Genomic DNA, 25322 nt, shown 5'->3' on the forward strand with positions numbered 1-25322 from the left:
GGAAATGGACCAACCTCCGGGGGGAGGAAGGGGAAGTCTCGTCGAGGCGTTCGAGGCCGCCGTCACGCAGCATGCCGACGAGATCGCGCTCACCGCGGAGGACGGCTCGTTCACCTACCGGCAACTCGATGCGTGGTCGCAGGCGATCGGCGCCCTCCTGTACTCCCGCGGCGTGCGGCGCGGCGACCGCGTCGCCCTGCGGATGCCGCCTGGGGCCGGAGCCATCGCGTCCGTGGTGGGCATCCTCCGGACCGGTGCGGCCTACGTCCCGCTGGACATTCGCAATCCGCGCGCACGCAACGAGTTCATCGTCCGGGACGCCGCGGTGACCGCGTTCGTCGGCGACCCCGACGGGTGTGTCGGCGGCGGTTTTCCTGTCATCAGCGGGGAACAGGTCACCGCTCAGCTCGGCGAGCCGCAGCCGCCCACGCCTTCCGGCCTGCCCGGGCCGTCGCTGCCCCGGCGGGACGACGAGGCGTACGTCATCTACACGTCGGGCACGACCGGCCGGCCCAAGGGTGTGCCCATTCACCACGGTGCGGTGCTGGCGCTGCTCTCGGGCGCGAGTGAGAAGTTCTCGTTCTCGGCGAGCGACCGCTGGCTGCTCTTCCACTCCATCGCGTTCGACGTCTCGGTGTGGGAGACGTGGGGCGCGCTGTCCACCGGTGCCCGGCTGGTGGTCATGCCGCACTGGACAGCCCGGTCGCCGGAGAAGTGCCTGCGCTTCATCGCGGACCACGGCATCACGATCCTCAGCCAGACCCCCACCGCGTTCAGCGAACTCGCCGCCGTGGCTTGCGGGCAGGGAGCGGCCCTGCCGCAGCTGCGCTATGTCGTCTTCGCCGGTGAGAAACTCCTGCCGGCCACGCTCAGGTCCTGGGCGAAACGGTATGGCGTCGCCCGGCCGACGCTGGTCAACATGTACGGGATCACCGAGACGACGGTGCACTCCACCTTCCACGAGGTGACGCAGGAAGACCTCGACGGGGACAGGTCCGTCGTCGGCCGTCCACTGTCCGGGTTCGGCTTCCGGGTCGTCACACCGGAAGGCCGCGATGCCGAACCGGGCGAACAGGGCGAACTATGGCTGTCCGGTCCGCAGGTCAGCAAGGGCTATCTGAACCTGCCCGGGCTGACCGCCGAACGGTTTGTCGAGGGGCCCGCTCCTGCCGGCGGCCCGCCGGTCCGCTACTACCGGTCCGGTGACCTGGTGAGCCTGAGCCCCACGGGTGACCTGGTGTCGCTCGGGCGCGCAGACCTGCAGGTGAAGCTGCGCGGGTACCGCATCGAACTGAGCGACATCGAGGCGGCCGTGCAGTCCCACCCCCTGGTGGCCGGCGCGGTGGTGTGGGTGCGCCCGTTCGCGCCCGGGGACGACCGGCTGGTGTGCGCCTTCGTCACTGCCGCCGGGCAGACCGCACCCGATGCCCGGGCCCTGCGCAGCCACATCAAAGAACTGCTGCCGAACTACATGCAGCCCGCCGCTTACACAGCGATTCCCCGGCTGCCGCGCACCACCAACGGAAAGGTCGACCGGGCCGAGGTCGCCCGGCTCTGGGAAGAGGAAAGAGGGCATGCCCGATGAGTGAGCATCCGACCACGGACCAGATCGCGGAGGTCCAGAAGCTGACGCTCCAATGGGTGTCCGAGCTCCTGGACGAGCCGGACGTAAAACCGGAGGACAACTTCATCGACCTGGGCGGGCACTCCATTCTCGCGGTCCGGCTCAGCCGGGAGGCCAAGGAGCAGTTCGGCGCCGAATTCGACCTGATGGTTCTGTTCGAGAAGGATCTCGCCTCCGCATCGACGGAGCTGGCGTCACGGGTCTTCCGGCCCGGGCAGGAGGGGCGATGACCCGCCCGGCCGTGAACATGGGCATCGCCGGTTTCGGCTACGCGTTCGGTGAGGACCAGGACGTGGCGGCCGTCGTCGGCGAGTTCGTCACCAACACCGAACGCGTACTGAACTGGGGCTATCGGTCCTTCCATCGGGCCCCGGAGGGGGTGCAGGCCACCGACCTGGCCGCCGCCGCGGCACGGCAGGCGCTGGACCGGGCCGGTGTCACCGCCGACACGGTCGATCTGGTCGTCCTCGCCGGCCCGGACGTTCCGGAGTACCTGGCCTGGGACGGCGCGGCCGCCCTCGCCCGCGAACTGAAGATCGCCCGGACGCAGACCCTGGTGCTCACCGAGGGATGCGGGGCGGGCGTGCACGGCCTGCACTACGTGGCGTCGACGCTGGCACTCCAGCCGGAGGCCGACACCGCACTGTTCGTGGCGGTGAACCGGATCAGCGAGTTCCACCGCAACCGGATGAACCTCGTGAACACGGTGCTGAGCGACGCCGCGGTGGCTGTCGTTGTGCGCCGGGACCACCCGGCCAACCGGTGGCTGGCGACCGAGCAGTTCACCGATCCCGAGCACTGCGACGTCCTGCGCATCGACTTCGGCGGCGCGGTCAGCCCGCTGCCACCACCGGGCTGGTCCAGCGTGAACGCGCCGGGCGGCCACGAGCAGATACGCAAGCAGTTCGCCAATGACCCGGACAAGCTGCACCGGTATCTCGAGAACCGGTACGCGCGGCTGGTCGAGGTGATTGATCGGGCCTGCGCGAGGGCCGGCCTCGGCCGCGACGACATCGACCACCTCATCTACCTCAACGACAGCGCCGCCAGCATCTCCGCGGTCGCGGAGCCGCTGGGCGTGCCCCTGGAACGCACCAACGCGGCCCTCGCACCCGACCACGGGCACATGGGCGCCGCCGACCAGCTGCTCTCGCTGGCCCTGCAACTGGAACGGGACGAAGTGACATCCGGCGACGTGGTCGTCCTCTGCGGCATCTCGGCCTGCCGCTGGGGCGCCACGCTCATCGCCATCTGACAGGAGATCAGGAGGGGAATGACCATGACGCCGGACGCCGCCGGTGTTCTCACCGCCCCGCCCAGCGAACGCATCGATCCCGATGCGTTCGTCAGGGCGACGATGGAATGGCACTTCAGCCCGGACACCGGCTCGCCCTTCTGGCTGGAGCGGGCCAGGACGCTGGACTTCGATCCCCGGCGGGACGTCAAGAGCCACGCGGACCTCCGGCTGTTCCCGAACGTCGCCGCGGAACTCAGGGACGTCCGCGCCCAGGACCTGATCCCACGAGGGTACGGACCCGACCCCGGTGTAGTCGGGGTCTTTGAGAGCGGGGGAACCACCGGGGCACCGAAACGGGTCGTGCTGCTGCGCGACTGGCTGGACCGCATGCTCGCCGCAAGCAACGCCGGTCTGGAGGTGCACGGATTCCCCAAGGACGCCGACTGGCTGGGCCTCGTGCCCACCGGCCCGCACATCGTCGGCGAGTACTTCCGCCGCTCGGCCGCCACCTACGGACGCCACGGATTCACCATCGACCTGGATCCGCGCTGGGTGAAGCGCCTCATCGCGCAGGGGCGCGGCCCTGACGCCGACGCGTACGCCGAACACCTCATCGACCAGGCCGCGGAAATCCTGCGCTCCCAGGACATCGGCGTGCTCACCATCACGCCGCCGCTGCTGGAGCGGCTGGCCCAGCGGGACGACCTCGTGGAGCTGGTGAACGAGAAGGTGCGTGCCATCCGGTGGGGCGGTACCCAGCTTGACCCCGACTCCCGGCGGCTGTATCGCACCGAGATCTTCCCGGAGACGGTGCTGACCGGGAACTACGGCAGCACCATGATGCTCGGCATGGCGGGCGAGCGCCCCGGGCTCCGGGACGAGGACCCTTGTGTCTTCGACGCCCTCAGCCCCCATGTGACGTTCTCGGTCGTGGACCCGCAGACCCTGGACGAGGTGGCGTACGGCGAGCGCGGCCAGGTCGTCGTCAACCATGTCAGCAAGTCGTTTCTGCTGCCGAACAACCTGGAACGCGACCTGGCGACCCGGATCGCCCCGCCGGACGGCGGCGTGGGCGACTCAGTCGCGGACATCGCCCCGGTTCCCACCTTCGAGGACGAGGCCGTCGTCGAGGGGGTGTACTGATGGCCTCCCCGTCCACCGAGCCGATCCGGCTTGACGCGCTCGGCGCCGGCGGCCCGTACCGAGCCCATCGCCGGATGGCTGTCACGGATGTCGCGGGCCGGAGCACCGCCGAACTGAGCCTGGTCCCCTCGCTGTTCGTGAGCCACACGATGAAGGCGCTGCGCCGTGCGGATCCGCCGCCCGCAGACGAGCGGATCGGCACGATCATCCGCGCAGCCCGGCTCTTCGCGACGGCCACGGTCTCCGGCCTGTCGGCCGAGGCGTACGCACACATGGTCAGCCGGGTCGGCGGCGTACCGATCACCGTGGTCCGCAGGGCGTTGCGGACCACGGCGGAGCGGCTGTCCCAGGTGCACGAGAGCGTCCAGCAGGCACGGCCCATCGGCGCTGTCCACGACTGGCGCGACCCTCTCACGCGCACCGGAAGTGCCGTATGGGCGCGCCGGGGTGAGGTCTTCTCCGTCCACGCGGCCGGCAACCACCCTGGCACGCACAGCCTCTGGCCGCAGGCACTCGCCCTCGGCTACCGCGTCGCGGTGCGGCCTTCCCGCCGCGATCCGTTCACCCCCCACCGGTTGGTCACCGCGCTGCACACCGCAGGCTTCGGCCACGACCAGGTCACCCTGCTGCCGACGGACCGCGACCAGGCGGACAGCCTGGTGCGGGGCGCCGACCTGAGCCTGGTGTACGGCGGAGACGATGTCGTGCGCAGGTTCGCCGGTGATCCGGCGGTGCTGCCCCAGGGCCCCGGCCGCTCGAAGATCCTGGTGACCGCCGACGTGGACTGGCGTGCGCATCTGGACACGATCGTCGACTCCGTGGCCGGGCACGGCGGCACGGGGTGCGTGAACACCACCGCGGTCTTCGTCGAAGGCGATCCCGCGCCGCTGTGCGCCGCGCTGGCCGAGCGGCTCGGCGGGCTTACCGGGCTGCCGCCCGAGGATGACAAGGCCGTGCTGCCTGTGCAGCCAGCCTCGGCAGCACAGGCGATCGAGGCGTTCCTGCTCCGCACCGCGCGGGGCACGCGGCCCTGGCTCGGCTCCGACGGCATCGTCGAGGACCTGGGCGACGGCAGTGCAGCGTTGCGACCCGCCGTCCACCAGCTCGAAGGGCCCGACGCTCCACAGGCGGAAGTCGAACTGCCCTTCCCCTGCGTCTGGGTCGCCCCCTGGACTCCCCGGGCCGGCGTTGCCCCGCTGCGCGGCAGCCTTGTTCTCACGGCGATCACACGCGACGCATCGCTGATCGACCGACTGCTCGCGGAGCCCACCATCGCCAACGTCTACGTGGGAGACCACCGCACGCACTTCATGGAATCCAGGCTTCCCCATGACGGATATCTCGGGGAGTTCCTCATGCGCAGCAAGTCCGTGATCCGCGACTGACCTCGGGGTTCCGACGCCCCTGGAAAGCGAGAGAGATGCCCGCGACGAACCAAATCTCGCCGAGCGAGATGGAGCACACGCTCACCCAGCACGAGGGGGTCGCCCAGGCCGCCGTCACCGCCTGGCCCCCGCCCGGACGACCCGATGCCCCTTACGGCCCCGACCACCCCCGCCTGGTCGCGTACGTCGTGCCCGCCTCGGGCGGCGGGCAGGGACGGGAGACGGACCGGATCGAGGAGTGGCAGCAGATTTACGAGCGGGTCTACACCGCCTCTCCGTCCGAGCCGTTCGGTGAGGACTTCTCCGGCTGGGACAGCAGTTACGACGGCCGTCCGATCGACCGCGACCACATGCGCCAGTGGCGCTCCGCGACCGTGGACCGCATCCGGGAGCTCCGCCCGCGCCGCGTCCTGGAGATCGGCGTGGGCAGCGGACTGCTCCTCTCCCGGCTCGCGGCCGACTGCGAGACCTACTGGGGCACCGACTTCTCCGGCCCGGCGATCGAGGAGCTTCACCGCAACGTCAAGGAGCAGCCGCAGCTCGCTGACCGCGTCACCCTACGCACCCAGGCCGCCGACGACGTGGACGGACTGCCGGCGGGGTACTTCGACACGATCGTCATCAACTCGGTCACCCAGTGCTTTCCCAGCGGTGATTACCTCACCCGGGTCATCACGCGGGCCCTCGGCGTGCTGGCCCCCGGCGGCGCGTTCTTCATCGGGGACGTCCGCGACCTGAGAACCCTGGAGTACTTCCACACCGCCGTCGCTCTGCACCGGAGGAGCGGGACCGATGCCGCCTCCCTGGCTGTGGCCGTGGAGAAGAGCCGCAACCGCGACGAGGAACTCCTCGTCCACCCCGGCTACTTCGTCGGCCTGCCCGCCCTCGATCCCGCCGTCGGCGCCGTCGACATCCAGCTCCAGCAGGGCCGCTACCACAACGAGATGTCACGGCACCGCTACGACGTCGTCCTGCACAAGGCCCCCGCCCAGGTCACCGATGTCGGCGACTGCCCGAGCCTGGCCTGGGGCACCGACATCCGCGACGTGTCCGTACTCGCCGACCGCCTGGGCGGGACCCGCCCGCCCCTGCGGATCACCGGCATCCCCAACGCCCGTATCGCCAACGAGGAAGGCGCCTGGCGAGCCCTCACCGAGGGCGACGCGGTACGGGCCAGGGAACTGCTGACCGGGCACGACCCCACCGCCGTGGACCCGCAGAAACTGACGCAGCTTGCGGTCGACGCGCACCTGCACCTCGCCCTGGTCCCCGGTCCCGACCACCCCGGCCACTTCGAGGCCGTCTTCACCCAGCCGCAGCCGATCCGCACCGCGCTCGCGCGCACCTACCGGCACACGGCCGCCGCCGCCGCGGCGCCCCCGCTCACCGAAAACCCCGCCGCCACCCACCGGGCCGGCAGGTTCGCCGCCCGGCTGCGCGACTGGCTCGGCGAGCGGCTGCCCGGCCGTGCGCTGCCCGCGATCGTCGTCGTCGACGCGCTGCAACTCCGCTCCGACGGCACGCCCGATGTGCGGGCGCTGCCCCAGCCACCCGCCGCAGACGGGGCAGCCACTCTGTCGCACGGTTGAGACCCGTACCAAGTGCCATGTGCCTATATCTCTGTTGCCCGGTTTTTCCCTCGTGAAAGGTCTGAAGTCCATGTCCGCTGACACCACGTACACCGAGGTCCCCACCGACGAGGCGGGGCTTCGTGCCCACAACCGCGCCATCGTCGAGCAGTACATGAACACCCGTGGCCAGGACCGTCTGAAGCGGCATCTGCTCTTCACCGAGGACGGAGTGGGCGGCCTGTGGACCACGGACAGCGGTGAACCGATCGTCATCCGCAGCCGCGACCGGCTGGGGGAACACGCCGTCTGGTCGCTCAAGTGCTTCCCGGACTGGGCCTGGACCGACGTCGAGATCTTCGACACGCAGGACCCCAACCAGTTCTGGGTCGAGTGCAACGGCGAAGGAAAGATCGTCTTCCCCGGGTATCCGGAAGGCCACTACCGGAACCACTTCATCCACTCGTTCCTTTTCGAGAACGGAAAGATCAAGCGGCAGCGCGAGTTCATGAATCCCTGCCAGCAGTTCCGGGCACTGGGGATCGCCGTACCGGAGATCAAGCGCGAAGGAATACCGACGTGACTGCTCTCCGCTCCGCACCCCGTCCCTTGACTCACGGCAGGGCCGAGGCACGCCAGCAGCCCGAGTGGAGCGACCCCGAGGAGGTCGTCCAGGTGCGGAACATGCTCGCCGCCCGGCCTGCCCTGGTCCGCGCGGAAGATGTCCTCACCCTCCGCGCGCTCCTCGCCCGCGTCGCCGCGGGTCAGCTGCGTGTCTTACAGGCCGGCGACTGCGCGGAGGATCCCGCAGAGTGCACCGGGGAGCACATCCGGCGCAAGGTGGCACTGCTCGATCTGCTCGCGACCGCCATGGAGACAGTCAGCCGCGTTCCGGCGCTGCGCGTGGGGCGTATAGCGGGCCAGTTCGCCAAGCCCCGCTCGAACCCCACCGAGAAGGTCGACGGTCTCACCCTGCCCGTGTATCGGGGACACATGGTCAACAGCCCCGACCCGGACCCGGAGAGCCGGCGCGCCGACCCCCTGCGCATCCTGACGTCGTATGCGGCGGCTCACGAGGCGATGAAACACCTCGACGTACACCGGGAGGGTCTCCGGCCCTTCCTCGGGGCCGGCGGCGTGGTGTGGACCAGTCACGAGGCGTTGCTGCTCGACTACGAGGAACCCCTGATCCGCCGTATGGAGGACAGCCGCAGCTGGCTCGGCTCCACCCACTGGCCGTGGATCGGCGAACGCACGCGCCAGGTGGACGGCGCCCACGTCCAGCTGCTGGCGGATGTCGTCAACCCGGTCGCCTGCAAGGTCGGGCCGTCGATGAGCACGGCCGAGATCCTCGCTCTGTGCTCACGTCTCGACCCCGAGCGGGAACCGGGCCGGCTCACGCTGATCGCCCGCATGAGCGCCCCCCTCGTGGCCGACCGCCTGCCGGCCCTGGTCGGCAAGGTGCGCTCCGAGGGGCATCCGGTGATCTGGCTTTGCGATCCGATGCACGGCAACACCGTGCGCAGCCCCAGTGGGAAGAAGACCCGCCTCGTGGAGGTCATGGCGCAGGAGGTGCGGGGCTTCCGAGAGGCCGTGGCCGCGGCGGGCGGCGTGGCCGGCGGGCTCCATCTGGAGACCACCCCGCACGACGTCACGGAATGCGTGGCCGACGAGTCGGAACTGGGTCTCGTAGGACGGCGCCACACCAGTCTGTGCGACCCCCGGCTCACTGCCTCGCAGGCCCTATCCCTGCTCTCCTCCTGGGCCGCGCCCCTCCCTGTCAGTGCCGCTGCCCACTGACCGGGCCCGTCGACGCTCGACTCGGGACGTCGACGGGCCGAGGCGGACTCGCCGAGGCAGCCCCGGAGTTCCCGCATTTCACCCCGACCCGATGGAGTCTCCCGTGTCCCGTCGTCTGTTCACCTCGGAGTCCGTGACCGAGGGTCACCCCGACAAGATCGCTGACCAGATCAGCGACGCCATTCTCGACGCGCTTCTGCGCGAGGACCCGACGTCCCGGGTCGCCGTCGAGACCCTGATCACGACCGGTCTGGTGCACGTGGCCGGCGAGGTCTCGACGACGGCGTACGTGCCGATCGCACAGCTGGTCCGCGACAGGATCCTCGAGATCGGCTACGACTCCTCCAAGAAGGGCTTCGACGGCGCCTCCTGCGGCGTCTCGGTGTCGATCGGTGCGCAGTCGCCGGACATCGCGCAGGGCGTGGACGCGGCGTACGAGTCGCGGGTCGAGGGTGCCGCCGGAGGTGGAGTGGCTGACGAGCTGGCCCTACAGGGCGCGGGCGACCAGGGGCTGATGTTCGGTTACGCGACGGACGAGACGCCGACGCTGATGCCGCTGCCGATCTTCCTGGCGCACCGCCTGTCCAAGCGTCTGTCCAGCGTGCGCAAGAACGGCACGATCCCCTACCTGCGCCCCGACGGCAAGACCCAGGTCACCATCGAGTACGACGGCGACACGGCAGTCCGCCTGGACACCGTCATCGTCTCCTCCCAGCACGCCTCCGACATCGACCTGGAGTCCCTCCTCGCCCCCGACATCCGGGAGTTCGTGGTCGAGCCGGAGCTGAAGGCGCTCCTGGACGAGGGCATCAAGCTGGACACCGAGAACTACCGCCTGCTGGTCAACCCCACCGGCCGTTTCGAGATCGGCGGTCCGATGGGCGACGCCGGCCTGACCGGCCGGAAGATCATCATCGACACCTACGGCGGCATGGCCCGCCACGGTGGCGGCGCGTTCTCCGGCAAGGACCCGTCCAAGGTGGACCGTTCGGCGGCGTACGCGATGCGCTGGGTCGCCAAGAACGTGGTGGCCGCGGGCCTGGCCTCCCGCTGCGAGGTGCAGGTGGCGTACGCCATCGGCAAGGCGGAGCCGGTGGGTTTGTTCGTCGAGACCTTCGGCACGGCCCAGGTCAGCACCGACAGGATCGAGAAGGCGATCGACGAGGTCTTCGACCTGCGCCCGGCCGCCATAATCCGCGACCTCGACCTGCTCCGCCCGATCTACGCCCAGACCGCCGCGTACGGTCACTTCGGCCGGGAGCTGCCCGAGTTCACCTGGGAGCGCACCGACCGCGTGGACGCACTGCGCAAGGCGGCGGGGGTGTGAGGTGCGCATAGCGGTCACCGGCTCCATAGCGACCGACCATCTAATGCACTTCCCCGGCCGGTTCTCCGACCAGCTCCTGCCGGACGAACTCGATCACGTGTCACTTTCCTTCCTCGTGGACGATCTGCAGGTGCGCCGCGGGGGCGTCGCCGCGAACATCGCGTTCGGTCTCGGATGCCTGAGTCTGCGTCCCGTGCTCGTCGGGGCCGTGGGCCGCGATTTCGAGGCGTACGGTGCCTGGCTCCATCGGCACGGGGTGGACACTCGGTCGGTCCATGTGTCGCGAACCCGGCACACCGCACGCTTCCTGTGCACCACGGACGGCGACGGTAACCAGATCGCCTCCTTCTACGCCGGTGCGATGAGCGAGGCGGCGACGATCAGCCTCGGCACTGTTGCAGAACGCGTCGGCGGCCTGGACCTCGTGCTGATCGGTGCGAACGCCCCCGAGGCGATGCTGCGGCACACGCAGGACTGCCGCACGGCGGGACTGCCCTTCGCAGCCGATCCGTCCCAGCAGCTCGCACGGCTCCGAGGCGAGAAGATCCAGGACCTGGTCGCCGGCGCCGACCTCCTCTTCACGAACGAGTACGAGAGCGCTCTGCTGCTGCGCAAGACAGGGTGGACGCCGGTCGACGTACTCGCCAGAGTGGGCACCTGGGTCACAACCCTGGGTGACAAGGGCTGCCTGGTTCAACGGCGGGGTGAGCCGCCCATCGAGATCGCGGCGGTGCCCGTCGCCGAACCGGTGGATCCCACCGGCGTCGGCGACGGGTTCCGCGCCGGTTTCCTCGCGGCCATCGCGTGGGGACTCACTCCGACTCGCGCGGCCCAGCTCGGCTGTGCCGTGGCCGCGAACGTCCTGCGCGCTGTCGGACCACAGGAGCACCGGCTGAGCGGCGACGAGTTGCTGTCGCAGTGCGGCTCGGCCTACGGCCCCGATGCGGCTGCCGACTTCGGCGGCCATCTGCCCCGCGAGCTGACCGCCTCTGACCACGATCCATGCATCCGTGGTGCGAAGACCGCCAGGACGGGCCTTGGAGAGTAATCGTCAAGAGCTGTGGATCAGTTGGTCTCACCTTCGTTCAGATGAGTTGATCACGGCGAGTTCCACTTCGAAGCCGTCATCATTCTCCAGGTAGGCGGCGCTGTGCTGTCCGCCGCCGGCGTAGGGATGCCACTCGGGGGAATACCGGGTGCCAGCCACGCTGGGCGGCATCGGCCGCAGCTTCTCGACCGTGGTGGTGCCTTCGGTGTGGAAGGCGAGGTGGTTCAGCCCTGGGCGGCAGCGGTCGTGCTCTTCGCGGTGAGAGCAGGCGATTGTTCAGTGAGCTTCTCGACGACTTGGGGAGCTTTACTACGTAGAGCTCTTTGAATGGCGCAACATAGCGTGGGATCGCCGGTTGGCCAAACCGGCGATCGTCCGCATCATTGGAGAACCACCGCCACGCCCTGCCCGCCGCGACGAAAGGCAGCATTTCAGCTCACAACTTCATGAGATAGCCGTCTGCCTTCACGACGATGTACGGCAGCGTCCTCCTGCCGACGTTCCAGGTCACCATCGGTTCAAGCCCGGTCTGCACGTCTACCTCGATACGCGGCCCGCCCGAGTTGGTTTTCGCCTTCCGGTTGCGCAACTGCCAGCCGGACAGTCCGGCGCTGATCCTGCCCTCCGATCGGCGCCACTCCCACCATCAAGGGGAGAGCCGCGGCGTGGATCCCGCGGCTCAGGATGGACGGCGGCCCCCCTTTCGCCTTCGGCTCGCCTCGGTCAAAACCCTGCGCCTGTGCACCAGCTCGGGCGCCTACCGGCCATCTACGGCGGCCATGACGCATGCCCGCCAGCCGCCGTGCGCCAGAGCAAGGTGTCGTACAGAAGACGCCTTCCCGGGCCAGGCGCACACCCGGCGCACTCGGCTGCCCGCGCGCTCCCGACCATCTCCCCGTTCGATTGAATGGGGCAGAATACACCCTCTACCCTGACAAGGGATTCGTGATCTCCAACACCCAGCGCACAGCGACCAGCACGGCGAGACAATCGAGGTAAATAGATCAAACGGGACATTTCTTTCCCGTGGGCCATTTGCGGGACGGCGGCCCTGACAGCCCGTCAGGCAGGCCGCTGACCTGGGCAAACACACGGGAATCCAACGGCCTCCGGAGCCGTGTGCGCAGGTTCGAATCCTGCCGGGGGCACTCCGGATTAAGGCGCTGAACTGCAGAGATGTAGATCAGCGCCTTTCTTATGCATGCCAAAACCGCAACGGTCAACTTGGCTGTGCGCGCCCGACACCTGGACGCCCTGACCTGGGGCTTTGCAGCTCCGAACCGATTAAAATCCCAATTATCCGATCCCGTGGAATCCCTCCGTGCGGGACATGCGCGGGACGAAGGTGTGTGAGCGGGAGTTCCCGCAACAGACGCACCTGTTCTCGCCTGCATGTTTGTAGCCAGGGCGGCTAGAAGAAGCCCGGCGCAGCAAGCCGTTCCGCTTTTCTGGGTCAAAATTCGCATCGCGTCATGTGGATGCCGCAAGGGAACCAAGGGGCCACAGCTGTCGGTCTGTCCAGAACGACTGCCCTCCCTGTCTGGAGTAGACCGCGCAGGTTAACCCGCGGACCAGGCAGGGCAGTTCATGGCAAGGAATGCCTTCGGCAAGTACCTGCTGACGCTGTCGGTCGGGTGGGAGATACTGCAGAAGCTTCCGACTGACGATCATGCACTGAGGTGGGGGAAAACGGTGGCGGGCGGGAACGATCCTCACGCACGGGAGCTCGCGCGGCAGGCCAGAGAACGGGAGCGGACCCGAAAGGCCGCCGAGGCCGCGGCCAAGCGGAAGGCTCGCGAGGAGAAGCTCGCCCACGAAGCGGTCCGCGCCCAGGAAGCCGTCGACAAGACCAGCGTTGCCGAGAACGATGCCGAGCAACTCTCCAAACTCTTACGGACAGCCGTACTGGAGGGACAACCGCTAACGTTCGATCGGCTGAAGCAGGAGTTCGTTCCCTCCTTGTTCGTGCCACCCGAGGGACGTACCAAAGCCGCACCCGTCCCGCGCTGGACGGAGTACGAGCCGGAGGCACCGCGCGGGCTGCTCGGTGCTCTCGGTTTCGGACGGCGCGCCTACGACGCGGAGGTCGAAGGCGCCCGCGAGCGGTTCGACAGAGCACTGCGGGACCATGCACGCGACGAGAAGAAGCGCGCCGAGAGGATGGAAGAGGCTCGTGCCCTGCACGAGGAGCGCAACCAGGAAGAAGCCGCCCGGGTCGAGGCATGGAACACCAGCCTCGAACAGCGGCGAAGCGCGTACCTGGACAACCTCCGAAGCAGCGCCCCAAATAGGCGTCGAGCCTGAGCCATCAGGTAGGACAACTCGGGACGTACTGCGGACGTACGACTCATGCCCGAACAGAAGTTGCTCTGACTCTGCGGCAACACTGCGGACGCGACCGGTGATCTGGTTCAGCGACGCTTTTTGCCCTTCTTACGACCGCCGCCTTTACGCCGCACGGCCGACTGCGCTGGGCGTACCTGTGCCGGGTACGTCTTCTCGCACTCCTCGTACGCCAGCGCAGCGGGTCGGGCGATCTCCTCGTCCGGATGGTTCGACAGCAGCTGAAGGGCATGCGATGCGGTGGCAGGGTCGGCACGGGCGAGATCCAACGCCAGCGCGGGTGCACCGCCCGGCCAGCCTCTGGCCATCTGCTCGAACCCCTCGTGCAGAGCGCCGAGTTCGGGGACGAGATGGCCGCCGTCCGCTCCTGCCGACGGTGCCTCCGCGCCCTCCAGGATCTCGCCGAGGGCGAAGGACGCGCGCCAGGCGGGGATTGCGAGGGCATGCAGCCGGTCCAGCTGCCACAGCAGCCGGGACGAGAGGGGCACGGCCTCTTCCTCGACCGCCTCCCCCGCCGCCCGCAGCACCTCGGCGGCCCAGGCGCCCAGCACCGGGTCACCGACGTACCCGGCGAGCAGCCCGGGCGGGGCGTCCGGCAGGGTCAGCGCCACCAGCCGGCGGTGACCACGCAGATCCGTGGACGGCGCGGGGACCGCCAACGCCGCCAGCAGCCTCGGCCAGCGCGCCCCGGGCCCCTCGCCACCCGCAACCCACTGGCGCAGCAGCCGATGGGCGGCCGGATCGTCCCACTGCCGCGCGGCGGGGACCAGCCGTTCGGCATCCATCGCGATCATCGCCTCCACGGTGGGGAAGCGCTCCGCCACGCTCGACGGAGTCCACCGTCGCTCCTGTCCATGCCCCTCCTCCTGCCCCTCGCTGTCACCCGCGGGGGAACCGGCTGTCTCCCGCGCCGAATCTCCGGTACGCGGTGGCCAGCCGCCGCCGTACGCCAGCAGCAGCGCCTCGCGAAGCACCGCGGCGGCCAGCGGGGTCAGCCCGTACGCGTCGCCGCGCCGCCACACCACACCGGCCGCGGCCAGCAGATCCAGGCGGCCGACCAGCCGCCGAGCCACCGGCGCCAGCTCGGCGGCGTCCTGTTCGTCCAACGGGCCCAGCTGCAGCAGCCGTTCGAGCTCCGGCAGCGGCGGCAGGCGGTACGCCTCCGCTGTGCGCCCGGGCTCCTCCGACTCCGTGGAGTCCTCGGGTCCGCGCACCGGCGCGGCGAGCGCCGCCTCGGGCGATACCACCCAGTCGGCCGCCACAGCCGCCTCCCGCGCCACCGACCGGGTCTCACCCGCCGCGCAGTGGAGTGACACCAGATCGCCCAGGGTCTCGCCCTCGAAGTCGTCCCCGAGATCCGGATCCGTGCCCAGCCGCGCGCACAGCTCCACCAGGGCTCGCACCGCGAGAGCCGCCAGTTCGCCCGCGTTCCGCTCACACCATGCTTCCAGGGACGGCCCGGGCTGCGGCCTGCTCTCCGGATCCAGGACGAGAAAACCGGTCGTGAGCGCGAAGTCGACCCCCTCCGCGTCGGCGTCCGCGGGCGGGGACGCGGCGAGCTGCGCGGCGTGCGCGAGCAACCCGCTGCCGCACAGCGCGGACATGAAGCCGTCCCGGTCCGCGGGCAGCGGGTGCGGCGGTGCGAACGGTTCGTCTCCCCGCAGAATGTCGTACTGCTCGACCACCTTGCCCACCGCGTTGAACAGCGCCATGTCGTCAGGACGCGGACCTGGAGCGGGAAGTGCCGCCGTCGGCAGTTCAGCCGGCCCGAACGACCAGCGGCGGCTTACCCGCAACCCGGCTTTCGTGACCGCCTCGGTCCACTCCTCCACTCCATCGGCGTCCATCAGACGCGCCAGTTGCTCGGAGTCCAGCAGTCCCAGCACCCATGGCGCCTCGTCCGACTCGGTCAGACACAGGGCGAGGCGCTGCCCCAGCGCGATCGCTGCCACCGCCTGCCGCTCCATCGCCAGTCCGCGCCGGTAGGGGCCGAGCGCCCAAGCCGCCGGGCCCGCACCAACGGAGCCGGCGTCCGGCTCCACGGCGTCTGTCACCTCCGGCAGGGACAACAGCCCGGCACGCTCCGCGTACGGCAACCGCGCCAGTTCCTCCAACTCTCCGCGCACCGCCTTCGCATCCCGTACGTCGACACCGCGCGCCCGCAGCAGGCCGCCCCAGAAGCGAGGGAGCGTCAACTCGCGTGGGTCGCACATCACCCGCAGGTGCTCGTCGGCGCACTTGTCGATGGCCTCGCGCAGCCGCACGTGCCGCTTGGTGTTGAGCCGCCCGTCCGCTCTGGTGCGATCTGCCAGCACACGCAGCACCGCGAGCGCCGCGTCCTCCTCGCCCGGTGTGACGGACAGGAACTGCGGCAGCGCCTCGAGCAGCACGACCCGTACCAGGTCGGGAGTGGCCTCGGGCAGCCCGTCGCGTACCTTGGCACCGCTCAGCGCGAGCAGATGCACGACCGCGTCCGCGGCCACTGGATCAAGACGTTCGCCATGCTCCGTGCCCCAGGAGAGAAGAGAGCAGGCGGCCAGACCGGATTCCGCTTCGTGAGTCACCCGAACACCGTACAGAGCCGTTCCCGGCGTGGATTTCGCTCCTGTCCGTCGCAGGCTGCTCACGAAACGTCATCAGAAGGCACGCTCCCATGCCCCCGCAGGCCCGTGTCGGCGCTGAGCAATGGAGATCACCGATCGCATCCACTCTGCCCGGCAGGGACGCGGGCCCCGTCCGCCGGCCGATCCGCGAAGCGGGCGGCCCGCCCTCGGACCTTCGCGGCGGGAACGTGCAGAACTCCGCAGTCCGCTTCGGGCTGCCGAGATCCGCGTACCGCATCGCGACAGCCCTCGGACTGAAGCCCGGACGCCGTTCTGCACGATGACGGTGCCTCGACGAACTCGCCTCGATCGAGGGCAGCCCACCCGGCGGTCGTAGCGGAGCCGGACGGGCACGCACGTCGGCCGGGAGAACCCGCGTGTGCGGGTCACCCGCAGCGTGGCACCGTAGGTGGGCAGAAGAGTTAAGCTCGCCCCATACCGAATTTGTGCAGGTGAAACTGAACAGAAATGGGATAGCCGTGCATGAACAGATCGACAAGCCGGGGCGGCTGCTGGACCGCGATCACGAGTGGGCCCTCCTGAACGATTTTCTCGCCGATCCAGCCACCGAGCTGCGGCTGGCCATCGTCTCGGGGCGCCGGAGAAACGGGAAGTCGTTCCTGCTGGAGGCACTCGCAGAAGCAGTGGGCGGGCTGTACCTGACCGCTGTACAGGAGGAAGGCCGGGTGCCCGCGCTGCACCGGTTCACCGAGACGATCGCCGCACACGCAGGTGTGCGGCCCGGGGCGATGCGGCTGGACGACTGGCGGGACGCGCTCACCGCCGCGCTGGAAGTGGTGAACCGGGCCCCGGGGGCACCGCTGATCGTCATCGACGAGCTGCCGTACCTGATGCAGCACTCCCCGGAGATCCCCGGGTTCCTGCAACTGCTGTACGACCAGTCACAGTCCGGCAAAGCACCGGGCGGCCGGATCGTGCTGTGCGGCTCGGCGATGAGCGTGATGTCCGAATTGTTGTCCGGGACCAAGCCGCTACGCGGCCGAGCCGTTCTGGACCTACGCCTGTCGGCCTTCGACTACCGCACCGCCCGCACCCACTGGGGGATCGCGGACCCGGCAGTGGCACTGCAGGTCGACTCCGTGCTGGGCGGCGCCCCTGGCTATCGGCCACTGGCCGCGGGGCAGGCCCCGCAGAGGGAAGAGGAGTTCGCCCCCTGGGTCGAACGCACCCTGCTGGACCCGGGACGGGCCCTGTACTCCCGGGTGGAGGCGGAGTTCCTGCTGCGCGAGGACCCACGGATCACCCACCGCACGCTGTACTACGACGTGCTGTCCGCGGTCGCCCGAGGCGCGTCGACCCCGGCGAAGGTCGGCTCGATGCTGGAACGGTCCCGCTCCGCCATGGTCGCCCCGCTGGAGGTGCTCGAGTCCACCGGCTACGTCCGCAAGGAGCAGGACCTGCTCAAGGCACGGCACCCGGCCATCAGCGTGGCGGACCCGGTGATCCGCTTCAACCAGCTGATCACACTGCCCATGGTGGACCTGGTGGAACGGAGGCGCGGTGCCCAGGTGTGGCAGTCGTCCCGTCCGACGTACCACTCGAAGATCCTCGGCCCGCATTTTGAGGAGACCGCGCGCGAATGGGCCCGCTCTTTCGCCATCGACGAGACGGGGCTGTCGCTCGGCGCGGTGGGCACGGCGGAGATCTCCGACCCGGCCGCCCGCACCAAGCACGAGGTCGACCTACTCGCCATGGCCCCCGGCGAGCGCCCGCAAAACCCGCGAGCCACCATCGCCCTGATCGGTGAGGCCAAGGCCACCGTCCAACCGCGAGGGCTCAAGGACCTCGAGCGCCTTGAGCACATTCGGACCCTCCTCGCCGACCAGGGGCACCGGCCCGATGACGCGACACTCGCCCTGTTCTCCCTGCACGGTTTCCATCCCGATGTCATCGACGCTGCCGGACACCGCCGCGATGTCCTCCTGGTCGACATCGGCGCGCTGTACGGCGACGGACCCATCCACGGCCTGACATGACATGAGCCAGGATTGCGTGACTCACGGGGCACCATGGGCCCAGCCCGGTGGCCGACCGGGGCGGGATCGACGCTGACCGGCACGCGAAAGCACCATTACCGCCCCCAAGGGGAACATTTCGTTACCGCGGGACATGCGCGGGACGACGGGCCTGACAGGGCGTCAAATAGGCCGTTGGCCTGCGAAAACACGCGGGAAGCCGACGGCCTCCGGAGCCGTGTGCGCAGGTTCGAATTCTGCCGGGGGCACCGGAAATTTAGGCCCTGACCAGCGGAAACGCCGGTCAGGGCCTTTCTTGTGCATGCCAAAACGCACACGGCCTACTTGGCCGTGACCACTCGACCCGGCAAGGCCCTGACCTGGGTTATTGCGTGACCGAGAAGATGAAACCCCAATTGTCCGATCCCGCAAAATCGATACCTGCGGGACATGCGCGGGCCAAAAGGCCGCGAGGCGGATCCGTCACCCTCAGGAGGCTGCTTCGACCTGCATGTTTACCAAGTGGGACAGCCAGAAGGCACACGGAGAAACAGGCCGTTTCACTTTTCTGGGCCAGAACTGGCGTCGACGGTGAGTGGGTACCACCGGGCAAGGAACGACCGCCCGAGTGCCTGGCTACGCCTTCCGCACTCAATGCGGCTCGTGCCCTTGATGACCGTCGACGCCGGCCCGAAGAGTCTCTGGTGTCATCCCATCAGGAACGGTCGATCCTCAGCCTGAAGCAGATCGTGCAGGTTAACCCGTGGATCAGCCAGGGCAGTTCATCGTGGGAAGCCCTCGGCAAGTACCTGCTGACGTCGTCGATCCAGTGGGAGATACTGCGGAAGGTTCCAACTGACGATCATGCACTGAGCTGGGGGAAACAGTGGCGGGCGGGAACGATCCTTACGCGCGGGAGCTCGCGCGGCAGGCCAAGGAACGGGAGCGGGCCCGGAAGGCCGCCGAGGCCGAGGCCAAACGGAAGGCTCGCGAGGAGAAGCTCGCCTACGAGGCGGCCCGTGCACAGGAAGCCGTGGACCAGACGAGCGTTGCCGAGAACGATGCCGAGCAACTGTCCAAGCTGTTGCGAACAGCCGTACTGGATGGGCAAGCACTGACGTTCGACCGACTGAAGCAGGAGTTCGTTCCCTCCTTGTTCGTGCCACCCAAGGGTCGTGCGAATGCCGCACCGCTGCCCCGTTGGGAGGAGTACGAGCCGGAGGCACCGCGCGGGCTGTTCGGCGCTCTCGGCTTTGGACGCCGCGGCTACGACGCAGAGGTCGAAGCAGCCCGTAAGCGGTTCGACAGAGCGTTGCGAGAGCATGCGCGCGACGAGAAGAAGCGCGCCGAGAAGTTGGAGAAAGCTCGCGGCCAACACGAGGAACGCAACCACGAAGAGGCCACACGAGTCGAGACATGGAACACCGATCTCGAACAGCGGCGCAGCGCGTACCGGGACAGGGACGTAGATGCAGTCGAGTGGTTCGCCGACCAGGTCTTGGCCGCCTCCGTGTATCCGCACGGCTTCCCCAAGGCACATCAGGTCTCGTACCAGGCGGACACGGGTGACCTGCTGGTTGAGATAGACCTGCCGCTGGAGGACGTGGTCCCTGCGGCCCGCGCATACCGCTACGTGAAAACGCGTGACGAGATCACGCCTGTTCCGCGTCCGGAAAAAGAGCGCAAGGAACTGTACGCATCGGTCCTGGCTCAAACGGCTCTGCGCACCGTGTACGAATTCTTTGCCGCCGACACCGAGGGCGTGGTTCAGTCCATCGCCTTGAACGGGCATGTGGCCACCATCGACCGCGCCACGGGGCGGAACGTCCATCCGTGCTTGATCACGCTCCAGACGGATCGGGACGAATTCAATCAGCTGGTTCTGACCCAGGTGGATCCACGGGCCTGTCTGAGACGACTGCGGTCACTGATCTCGCCGAACCCGTACGAGCTGGAGCCAGTGCGACCGTTGGTCACGTTCGACCTGTCCAAGTTCCGGCTCATGGACAGCCTGGATGTCGTGGCGGGCCTGGACAGCCGACCCGTGCTGATGGACCTGACACCCACGGAGTTCGAACACCTCATCAGACAACTCTTCGAAGCCATCGGCCTGGACAGCGTGAACACCCAGCCGTCGAAGGACGAGGGTGTCGACGCGGTCGCGATGAACACCGACCCCGTGATGAAGGGGTTGTGCATCATCCAGGCCAAACGCACCAAGAACGTGGTTCCGTTCGAGACCGTCTCGGCACTCGCGGGAGTTGTGGAACACAAGCGGGCCGCCAAGGGCATCCTGGTGACGACCTCCTGGTTCGGCCGCGCCAGCGAGGCATTCGCCAACGAGCACGGGCGCCTCGAACTCCTCGACGGAGCGAACCTGGTGCACCTGTTCAAGGAGCACATGAACCTCGACGTCATCCCTGGGCCGGTACCTCCAAAGCGGCGCCCTCAATAGGCGTACAGCTCAAGCCACGGTGGTGGAACGTTTGTACATCAACTGCTGGCGTATGCACCGTGCCTGGAAAGCAGTTGCCCGGCTCCGCGACAACAGCCCCTTGCCGACACGTCCTTCGCGCTACTGGTACTCGTTTAGCAGCGCCTCGATGCGCTGGTTGGCGACCGCCTGCCGTCCGTACAAGCACTTGGCGTACCGGGTCATGCGGACCTCGACGCTGTTGCCGGCACGTTCGGCGACCTCGGTGGGGTCCACTCCGGCATTCAGCCAGGTAGACAGAGCCGAGTGGCGCAGGTCGTACGGGCGGGCCGCGAGCAGCGAGCACCCCAGGTCCGGCGGAAGGCCGGGTTCACGGGCCTCGTGCCAGGCACGGTCGTAGGTACTGGATCCGACGATGCCGCCGCGCTCGTTGAACAACAGCCGCCCGTCGTCCGCGGTGCCGAAGGTGTCGATGCTTTCCCGCCAGAGCGTTACCAGTTCGGGCGGCAGTGGTACGGGCCGGGTGTCGTCGGCCGGACGGTTCTTGAGACCGCGTTCGTCGTGGGCTCTTCCGGTGTCGGTCCACCGCTTGCCCGCCTGCGGCAGTGTGCGGTGCACTGTCACCTGGCCCCAGCCCTCGGCGGGCAGCACACAGTTGGGCAGAGACACCCCGACCGCTTCGGCGGGGCGCAGCCCGGCGTAGTACATCCCGGCGAACAGCCCGACCAGCCGTCGTCCACGTGCCCGCCGGTAACCGCCGACGTAGGAGACCGCGCACAGTAGGGAACGTGCCTGGCTGGGGTTGGCGATCACCCGCGGGTCGATCTGGTCGACGGTCTCAGCCACGGTCCACTTGATGGGAGCAAGCGGGTCGGCGGGCAACTTGCGCTGCTCGACGGCGTACCGCACGGCGTTGACCAGGACCTTGCGGCGACTCTCTCTGCCGCCCCCATTCGACCAAGGGAGGATGCAAGGTAGGATAGGTAGCATGAGCGAGCCTACCGGCAAGTACTCGATCACCATGCCGCGCGATATCGCCGAAGCAGCCAAGGCCCGCAGTGGCCCCTCCGGACTGTCCGCTTACGTCGCCGCAGCCGTCGCCCGCCAGATCGAGCGGGACAACCTCAACGAACTCATCACGGTGGCAGAGGCCGAACACGGCCCCATCACCGACGAAGAGATTCAAGTTCTGCGCGACCAACTCCACCAAGCCCGAGAGCAGCAGACCCAGGGCGGGGCGAACGTCGCGTGACCCCCTCCCCCGCCGCCCCCGGCGGCACCCTGGTCCTCGACAGCGAAGGGCTGGCCAAGGCAGTCCTGCGCGACCGCACGGTCACCGGCTGGCTCGCCCTCGCCCGCGCCGACGACCTACGGGTGATCACTTCCGCAGCCACCCTCGTGGAAGTGATCCACCCACGGATCAATCGCCCAGCTCTGGAATGGACCCTGTCCCGCCTCGTCATCGAACCGGTCACCGAGTCCATCGCCCGTCACGCCGCCGCCCTCCTCGCCGACGCCGGCCTGCACGGCCACAAGTACGCCATCGACGCCATGCTCAGCGCCACGGCGCTGGCCGCCCCCGGCCCCGTCACCGTCCTCACCTCTGACCCCGAGGACCTCGCCACCCTCTGCCGCGGGCGCGTCACCGTCATCAAGATCTGACGGGACGCCGCCCGCCCGATCAGTCACGAGGCCCACACCTACATGCAGCCGGGCCGACCTCGAGCCATCGGACGGCAGCAGCCAGGCAGCAGTACCCGGAGCAGTCTCAGATGTAGTACTTGAACTCAGGTAATGGGTCTCGGTCAGGAGGGATTTCTCGCATGCTTTCTCCGACCAGTCCCGAGAACTTGATCGTGATGGGCAGTAGCCCGCCCAGGGCGGCCGAGTTCCAGTTGAGTTTGGTGAGCGCCAGCACTTCCTTCAAGAGCACATCGCGGGACGAGTGGTCAGCGACCTGAAGCGGGGCCGGGACAGGCATCCCATGGAACTCTTTCAGCGCGGATATGTAGCCCGTGGTGTAGAGGTAGTCCAACTCGCCGAAGCTGAAGCCGGTTCCACGCAACGGCGGGCGCTCCTAACAAGAGTGGTGGGCTTGACCTGGTCAGAGGTCGGTGTCGGGCACGAGGCCGCCGGGTAGCGGGACGCGGTCAGCCGCGTAATCGCACGCGATAGACCTGGCGACGTCGGCGATCATCCCCGGGGTACTGGTCGCCCATGGATGAGGTCAAAGTCGTCGTCGCCCATTCCGAGCGCGCGACTCTGCGCGTCGGTGACGTGTTCTTGAAGGTGGACGCCGATCAGGCGCGCATCGACGTCGAGGTCGAGGCGATGTCTCTCGCGCCGGTCCCGACCCCGGAGGTCCTGTGGCGCAAGCCGCCCGTGCTCGCGATCGCCGCACTCCCGGGGACGACCCTTGGGCGCCTCGGCGGGCCGTCGACCGGGTCGCCGGCGGCGTGGGCTGCGGCGGGCGCCGCCATCCGGAAGCTGCACGAAGCGCCGCTGCCGCCCCGGCCCGGCTGGGCCGGCCGGAGCATCGTCGCGCTGGCGGCGGAACTCGACGAGGAGTGCGAGTTGCTCGTGACGAACGGCGTCCTGCCCGCCGACCTGGTCACCCACAACCGCCAGGTCGCCGAGGCCGCGCTCCGGCCGTGGACTCCGGCGTTCACACACGGCGACCTGCAGATCGCGCACGTCTTCGTCGACGGCGACGAGGTCACCGGCATCATCGACTGGTCCGCCACACCGGGAAAGTGGAACCCGGCGCCCACCCGACGCGACAACCGGGCCGTCAACCTGCCCCAGCCCCGAAAACACCGCACCTCGCAAACACAGAGTCCCCGTCAGCACGTCAACGAGGACTCATGAACGTTCTGCGTTTGACGATGGCCCGCCACGGGGCTGCACTGGATATGGATGCTGCGGCGACTCCGTTCTAGGGAGAGCAGCGATGCCAGTCATGGAAACGTTCCACCTTCTGCAGCCGTACAAGATCGCCGAGGAGACGTTCGTCATCCCGTGGGCCCTCGAGGCCCCGCCGGTCGGCCACTTTCCGATGAACTCGATGGTTATCCGGGGAGCCGAACCGGTCCTCGTGGACACCGGGGCGCCCGCAGTGCGCTCCCAGTGGCTGGAGGCAGCCTGGTCCGTCGTGGATCCCCTGGACGTACGGTGGATCTTCCTCACCCACGACGACCGCGACCACGCCGGCAACCTCCTGGCGGTCCTCGCCGAATGCCCGAACGCGACCCTGCTGACGACATGGTTCTCCATCGGCCGCATGGCCGAGGAGTGGGAGACCCCCATCAACCGGTGCCGCTTCATGACCGACGGCGACACGATCGACGCGGGCGACCGCACCCTGGTCGCCAAACGACCGCCCCTGTACGACAACCCCACAACCCGCGCCCTCTTCGACCCGAAGACCAACGTCCTGTGGGCCGTCGACACCTTTGCCACGAACGTACCCGCCCCGATGCCGGACATAGCGGCGTTGTCCGCGGACGAGTTCCGCGACGGCCAATTCTTCGGCGGACGGCTGGTCTCTCCCTGGGTCGCGTTGCTGGACACCCAGAAGTTCCGGACGGTCGTGGACGACTTCCAACACCTGAACGCCGAGGTCGTCGCCGGCTGCCATTCCCCGGTCCTCCGCGGCCCCAAGATCTCCGAGGCCTACGACCTCCTCCGCCAGCTCCCCGGGATCCCCCCGTGGGCAGAGTTCACCCAGGCCGACCTGGACCAGTGGATGGCGGTCGCCGAGAGCTCGGTACCACCGGAACAACCGCGACCGTCGGGGACGTGACTGTGGCCGTGGTCCTAGGTCGTTTCCTTACGCCGCCGCAAGTGAAAGGCGGAGGCTAGCCAGCGCCGTGGCCCTGGAGAGTGCGGTCGTGGGCGCATGCTCATCTGGGCACGATGAGTGCATGGCATCGGAGTGGATAGCCCCTGTGGTCACCGGCACCTCAGGAGCCTTAGGGTTCGCCTGGCGAGGGTCGCATGCAGGGTGCGGCCGAGGGTTTGGCCGGCGCCGCCCAGGCCGAGCGCCCAGGCGGCGACAGTGGGGCTCGCGCCGCGTGCGATCAGCAGGGGCACGAGGGCGATGACGACTGCGTACATGGCGAAGCTGTTCAACGTGAGTGCGGTGGCAAGCGTCAGGAACGGTCGGCTGCGGGTCACCGAGAGGCTGGGGGCGTGCCGTTGGGAGGGCGGCGTCGGCGCGGGCGGCCAAGGTCCTCGTAGCGCCAAGGCGTGGGCGGGGACGGTTACGAGGGCCAGGAACAGCGCGAGTACGGCGTACGTGCTGCGCCAGCTCAGGTGCTCGGCGAGCGTGGCGGTCAGCGGGGCGAAGGCGGTGGAGGCCAGGCCGCCGGCGAGCGTGACGATGGTGAGGGCGCGGACGCGGTCGCTTCCCCACCAGCGCGTGAGGGCGGCGAAGGCGGGCTGGTAGAAGGTGGCGGCCATGGCCACGCCGGCCAGGAGCCAGGCGGCGGTGAAGGCAGCGAGGTTGGGCGCGTAGGCGATGGCCAGTACGGCGACGACGCCCAGGACGGAACCGGTGGTCATCACGGTGCGCGGGCCTCGGCGGTCGAGGATGCGGCCGACGGGGATGCCGGCGAGGGCGGAGACCAGGAGGGCGCCCGAGAAGGCGGCGGTGGTGGCGGTCGTCGACCAGCCCGTGGCGACGGTGATCTGGGGGTTCAGCACGGGGAAGGCGTAGTAGACGACCCCCAGCTGGTGATCTGGGTGACGCTCAGGGCGGGCAGGGCGGCGCGGGGCCGTGACCGGTCTCCCGTCCCGGTCACGGCCTCGCTGGTGTGGAGGTTGGTCATCGGCG

18 protein-coding genes, 1 tRNA gene and 3 pseudogenes are annotated in these 25322 nt (G+C 68.8%); 18 read left to right on the plus strand and 4 right to left on the minus strand.

What is annotated here, in order from left to right; genetic code table 11:
• The first annotated feature begins 4 nt into the window (after positions 1-4).
• The 11 genes from ACFU53_RS11945 to ACFU53_RS11995 all read left to right on the plus strand — a co-directional run bounded on the left by ACFU53_RS11945 (position 5) and on the right by ACFU53_RS11995 (position 13436).
• The gene (locus ACFU53_RS11945) at positions 5-1585 is read left to right on the plus strand and encodes an amino acid adenylation domain-containing protein (protein ID WP_383989529.1); all 1581 of its coding nucleotides are present in this window, start codon (positions 5-7) and stop codon (positions 1583-1585) included.
• Positions 1582-1854: an acyl carrier protein gene (locus tag ACFU53_RS11950; RefSeq protein ID WP_383989532.1), complete on the plus strand. Its 273-nt coding sequence runs from the start codon at positions 1582-1584 to the stop codon at positions 1852-1854. Before ACFU53_RS11945 ends, ACFU53_RS11950 begins: the two co-directional genes overlap by 4 nt.
• Positions 1851-2879 carry a 3-oxoacyl-[acyl-carrier-protein] synthase III C-terminal domain-containing protein gene (locus tag ACFU53_RS11955; protein ID WP_383989535.1) on the plus strand — a complete coding sequence of 343 codons (1029 nt, stop codon included), beginning with the start codon at positions 1851-1853 and terminating at the stop codon, positions 2877-2879. Before ACFU53_RS11950 ends, ACFU53_RS11955 begins: the two co-directional genes overlap by 4 nt.
• Positions 2880-2903: 24 nt before the next feature.
• Positions 2904-4004 (plus strand): phenazine antibiotic biosynthesis protein, encoded by a 1101-nt coding sequence (locus ACFU53_RS11960; RefSeq protein WP_383989629.1) that lies wholly within the window; start codon positions 2904-2906, stop codon positions 4002-4004.
• A complete protein-coding gene (locus tag ACFU53_RS11965) occupies positions 4004-5389 on the plus strand; it encodes an aldehyde dehydrogenase family protein (RefSeq protein ID WP_383989538.1) in 1386 nt (461 codons plus the stop codon). The genes ACFU53_RS11960 and ACFU53_RS11965 overlap by 1 nt, the downstream gene beginning before the upstream one ends.
• A gap of 35 nt (positions 5390-5424) precedes the next feature.
• Positions 5425-6978 (plus strand): methyltransferase, encoded by a 1554-nt coding sequence (locus tag ACFU53_RS11970; RefSeq protein WP_383989541.1) that lies wholly within the window; start codon positions 5425-5427, stop codon positions 6976-6978.
• A gap of 70 nt (positions 6979-7048) precedes the next feature.
• Positions 7049-7540 carry a PhzA/PhzB family protein gene (locus ACFU53_RS11975; protein WP_383989544.1) on the plus strand — a complete coding sequence of 164 codons (492 nt, stop codon included), beginning with the start codon at positions 7049-7051 and terminating at the stop codon, positions 7538-7540.
• Entirely contained in the window at positions 7537-8757 is a 1221-nt protein-coding gene (locus ACFU53_RS11980) for a 3-deoxy-7-phosphoheptulonate synthase (protein WP_383989547.1), read from the plus strand. Before ACFU53_RS11975 ends, ACFU53_RS11980 begins: the two co-directional genes overlap by 4 nt.
• A 103-nt stretch (positions 8758-8860) precedes the next feature.
• A complete protein-coding gene (gene metK, locus ACFU53_RS11985; RefSeq protein ID WP_383989550.1) occupies positions 8861-10084 on the plus strand; it encodes a methionine adenosyltransferase in 1224 nt (407 codons plus the stop codon).
• 1 nt (position 10085) lies between these two features.
• Positions 10086-11132: a carbohydrate kinase family protein gene (locus tag ACFU53_RS11990; protein WP_383989553.1), complete on the plus strand. Its 1047-nt coding sequence runs from the start codon at positions 10086-10088 to the stop codon at positions 11130-11132.
• Positions 11133-12719: 1587 nt separating this feature from the next.
• The gene (locus tag ACFU53_RS11995; protein WP_383989556.1) at positions 12720-13436 is read left to right on the plus strand and encodes a hypothetical protein; all 717 of its coding nucleotides are present in this window, start codon (positions 12720-12722) and stop codon (positions 13434-13436) included.
• A gap of 107 nt (positions 13437-13543) precedes the next feature.
• Here the strand turns inward: ACFU53_RS11995 and ACFU53_RS12000 are convergent, their stop codons facing one another.
• Complete coding sequence (locus tag ACFU53_RS12000) at positions 13544-16039, minus strand: hypothetical protein (RefSeq protein WP_383989559.1); 2496 nt, start codon at positions 16037-16039, stop codon at positions 13544-13546.
• A 518-nt stretch (positions 16040-16557) separates the two neighbouring features.
• Here ACFU53_RS12000 and ACFU53_RS12005 point away from each other — a divergent pair.
• The 3 genes from ACFU53_RS12005 (at position 16558) to ACFU53_RS12015 (ending at position 20509) form a co-directional block, all read left to right on the plus strand.
• Positions 16558-18075, plus strand: a complete 1518-nt coding sequence (locus ACFU53_RS12005; protein WP_383989562.1) for an ATP-binding protein — start codon at positions 16558-16560, stop codon at positions 18073-18075.
• 170 nt (positions 18076-18245) lie between these two features.
• Positions 18246-18323, plus strand: a tRNA-Arg gene (locus ACFU53_RS12010).
• Between the two features lie 617 nt (positions 18324-18940).
• Positions 18941-20509, plus strand: coding sequence for a restriction endonuclease (locus ACFU53_RS12015; RefSeq protein ID WP_383989565.1), 1569 nt, complete (start codon positions 18941-18943; stop codon positions 20507-20509).
• Positions 20510-20629: 120 nt separating this feature from the next.
• On the opposite strand, the pseudogene ACFU53_RS12020 reads toward ACFU53_RS12015, so the two are convergent.
• A pseudogene (locus tag ACFU53_RS12020) lies at positions 20630-21421 on the minus strand (tyrosine-type recombinase/integrase); the annotation flags it as partial.
• A 55-nt stretch (positions 21422-21476) separates the two neighbouring features.
• Between ACFU53_RS12020 and ACFU53_RS12025 the strand changes: the two are divergent.
• Both ACFU53_RS12025 and ACFU53_RS12030 read left to right on the plus strand, forming a co-directional pair.
• Positions 21477-21740, plus strand: a complete 264-nt coding sequence (locus ACFU53_RS12025) for a CopG family transcriptional regulator (protein WP_383989568.1) — start codon at positions 21477-21479, stop codon at positions 21738-21740.
• Positions 21737-22150, plus strand: a complete 414-nt coding sequence (locus tag ACFU53_RS12030) for a PIN domain-containing protein (protein WP_383989571.1) — start codon at positions 21737-21739, stop codon at positions 22148-22150. The genes ACFU53_RS12025 and ACFU53_RS12030 overlap by 4 nt, the downstream gene beginning before the upstream one ends.
• A 106-nt stretch (positions 22151-22256) precedes the next feature.
• Here ACFU53_RS12030 and ACFU53_RS12035 read toward each other — a convergent pair whose 3' ends face one another.
• Entirely contained in the window at positions 22257-22553 is a 297-nt protein-coding gene (locus tag ACFU53_RS12035) for a hypothetical protein (RefSeq protein WP_383989573.1), read from the minus strand.
• Between the two features lie 152 nt (positions 22554-22705).
• Between ACFU53_RS12035 and ACFU53_RS12040 the strand changes: the two are divergent.
• Together ACFU53_RS12040 and ACFU53_RS12045 are read left to right on the plus strand one after the other, a co-directional pair.
• A pseudogene (locus ACFU53_RS12040) lies at positions 22706-23227 on the plus strand (phosphotransferase); the annotation flags it as partial.
• A 211-nt stretch (positions 23228-23438) separates the two neighbouring features.
• The gene (locus ACFU53_RS12045) at positions 23439-24290 is read left to right on the plus strand and encodes an MBL fold metallo-hydrolase (RefSeq protein WP_383989576.1); all 852 of its coding nucleotides are present in this window, start codon (positions 23439-23441) and stop codon (positions 24288-24290) included.
• Positions 24291-24463: 173 nt separating this feature from the next.
• On the opposite strand, the pseudogene ACFU53_RS12050 reads toward ACFU53_RS12045, so the two are convergent.
• Positions 24464-25317: pseudogene (locus tag ACFU53_RS12050) on the minus strand (MFS transporter); the annotation flags it as partial.
• Between the last annotated feature and the right edge of the window lie 5 nt (positions 25318-25322).

Source organism: Streptomyces sp. NPDC057474 (assembly GCF_042802555.1).
Classification (GTDB): Bacteria; Actinomycetota; Actinomycetes; order Streptomycetales; family Streptomycetaceae; genus Streptomyces.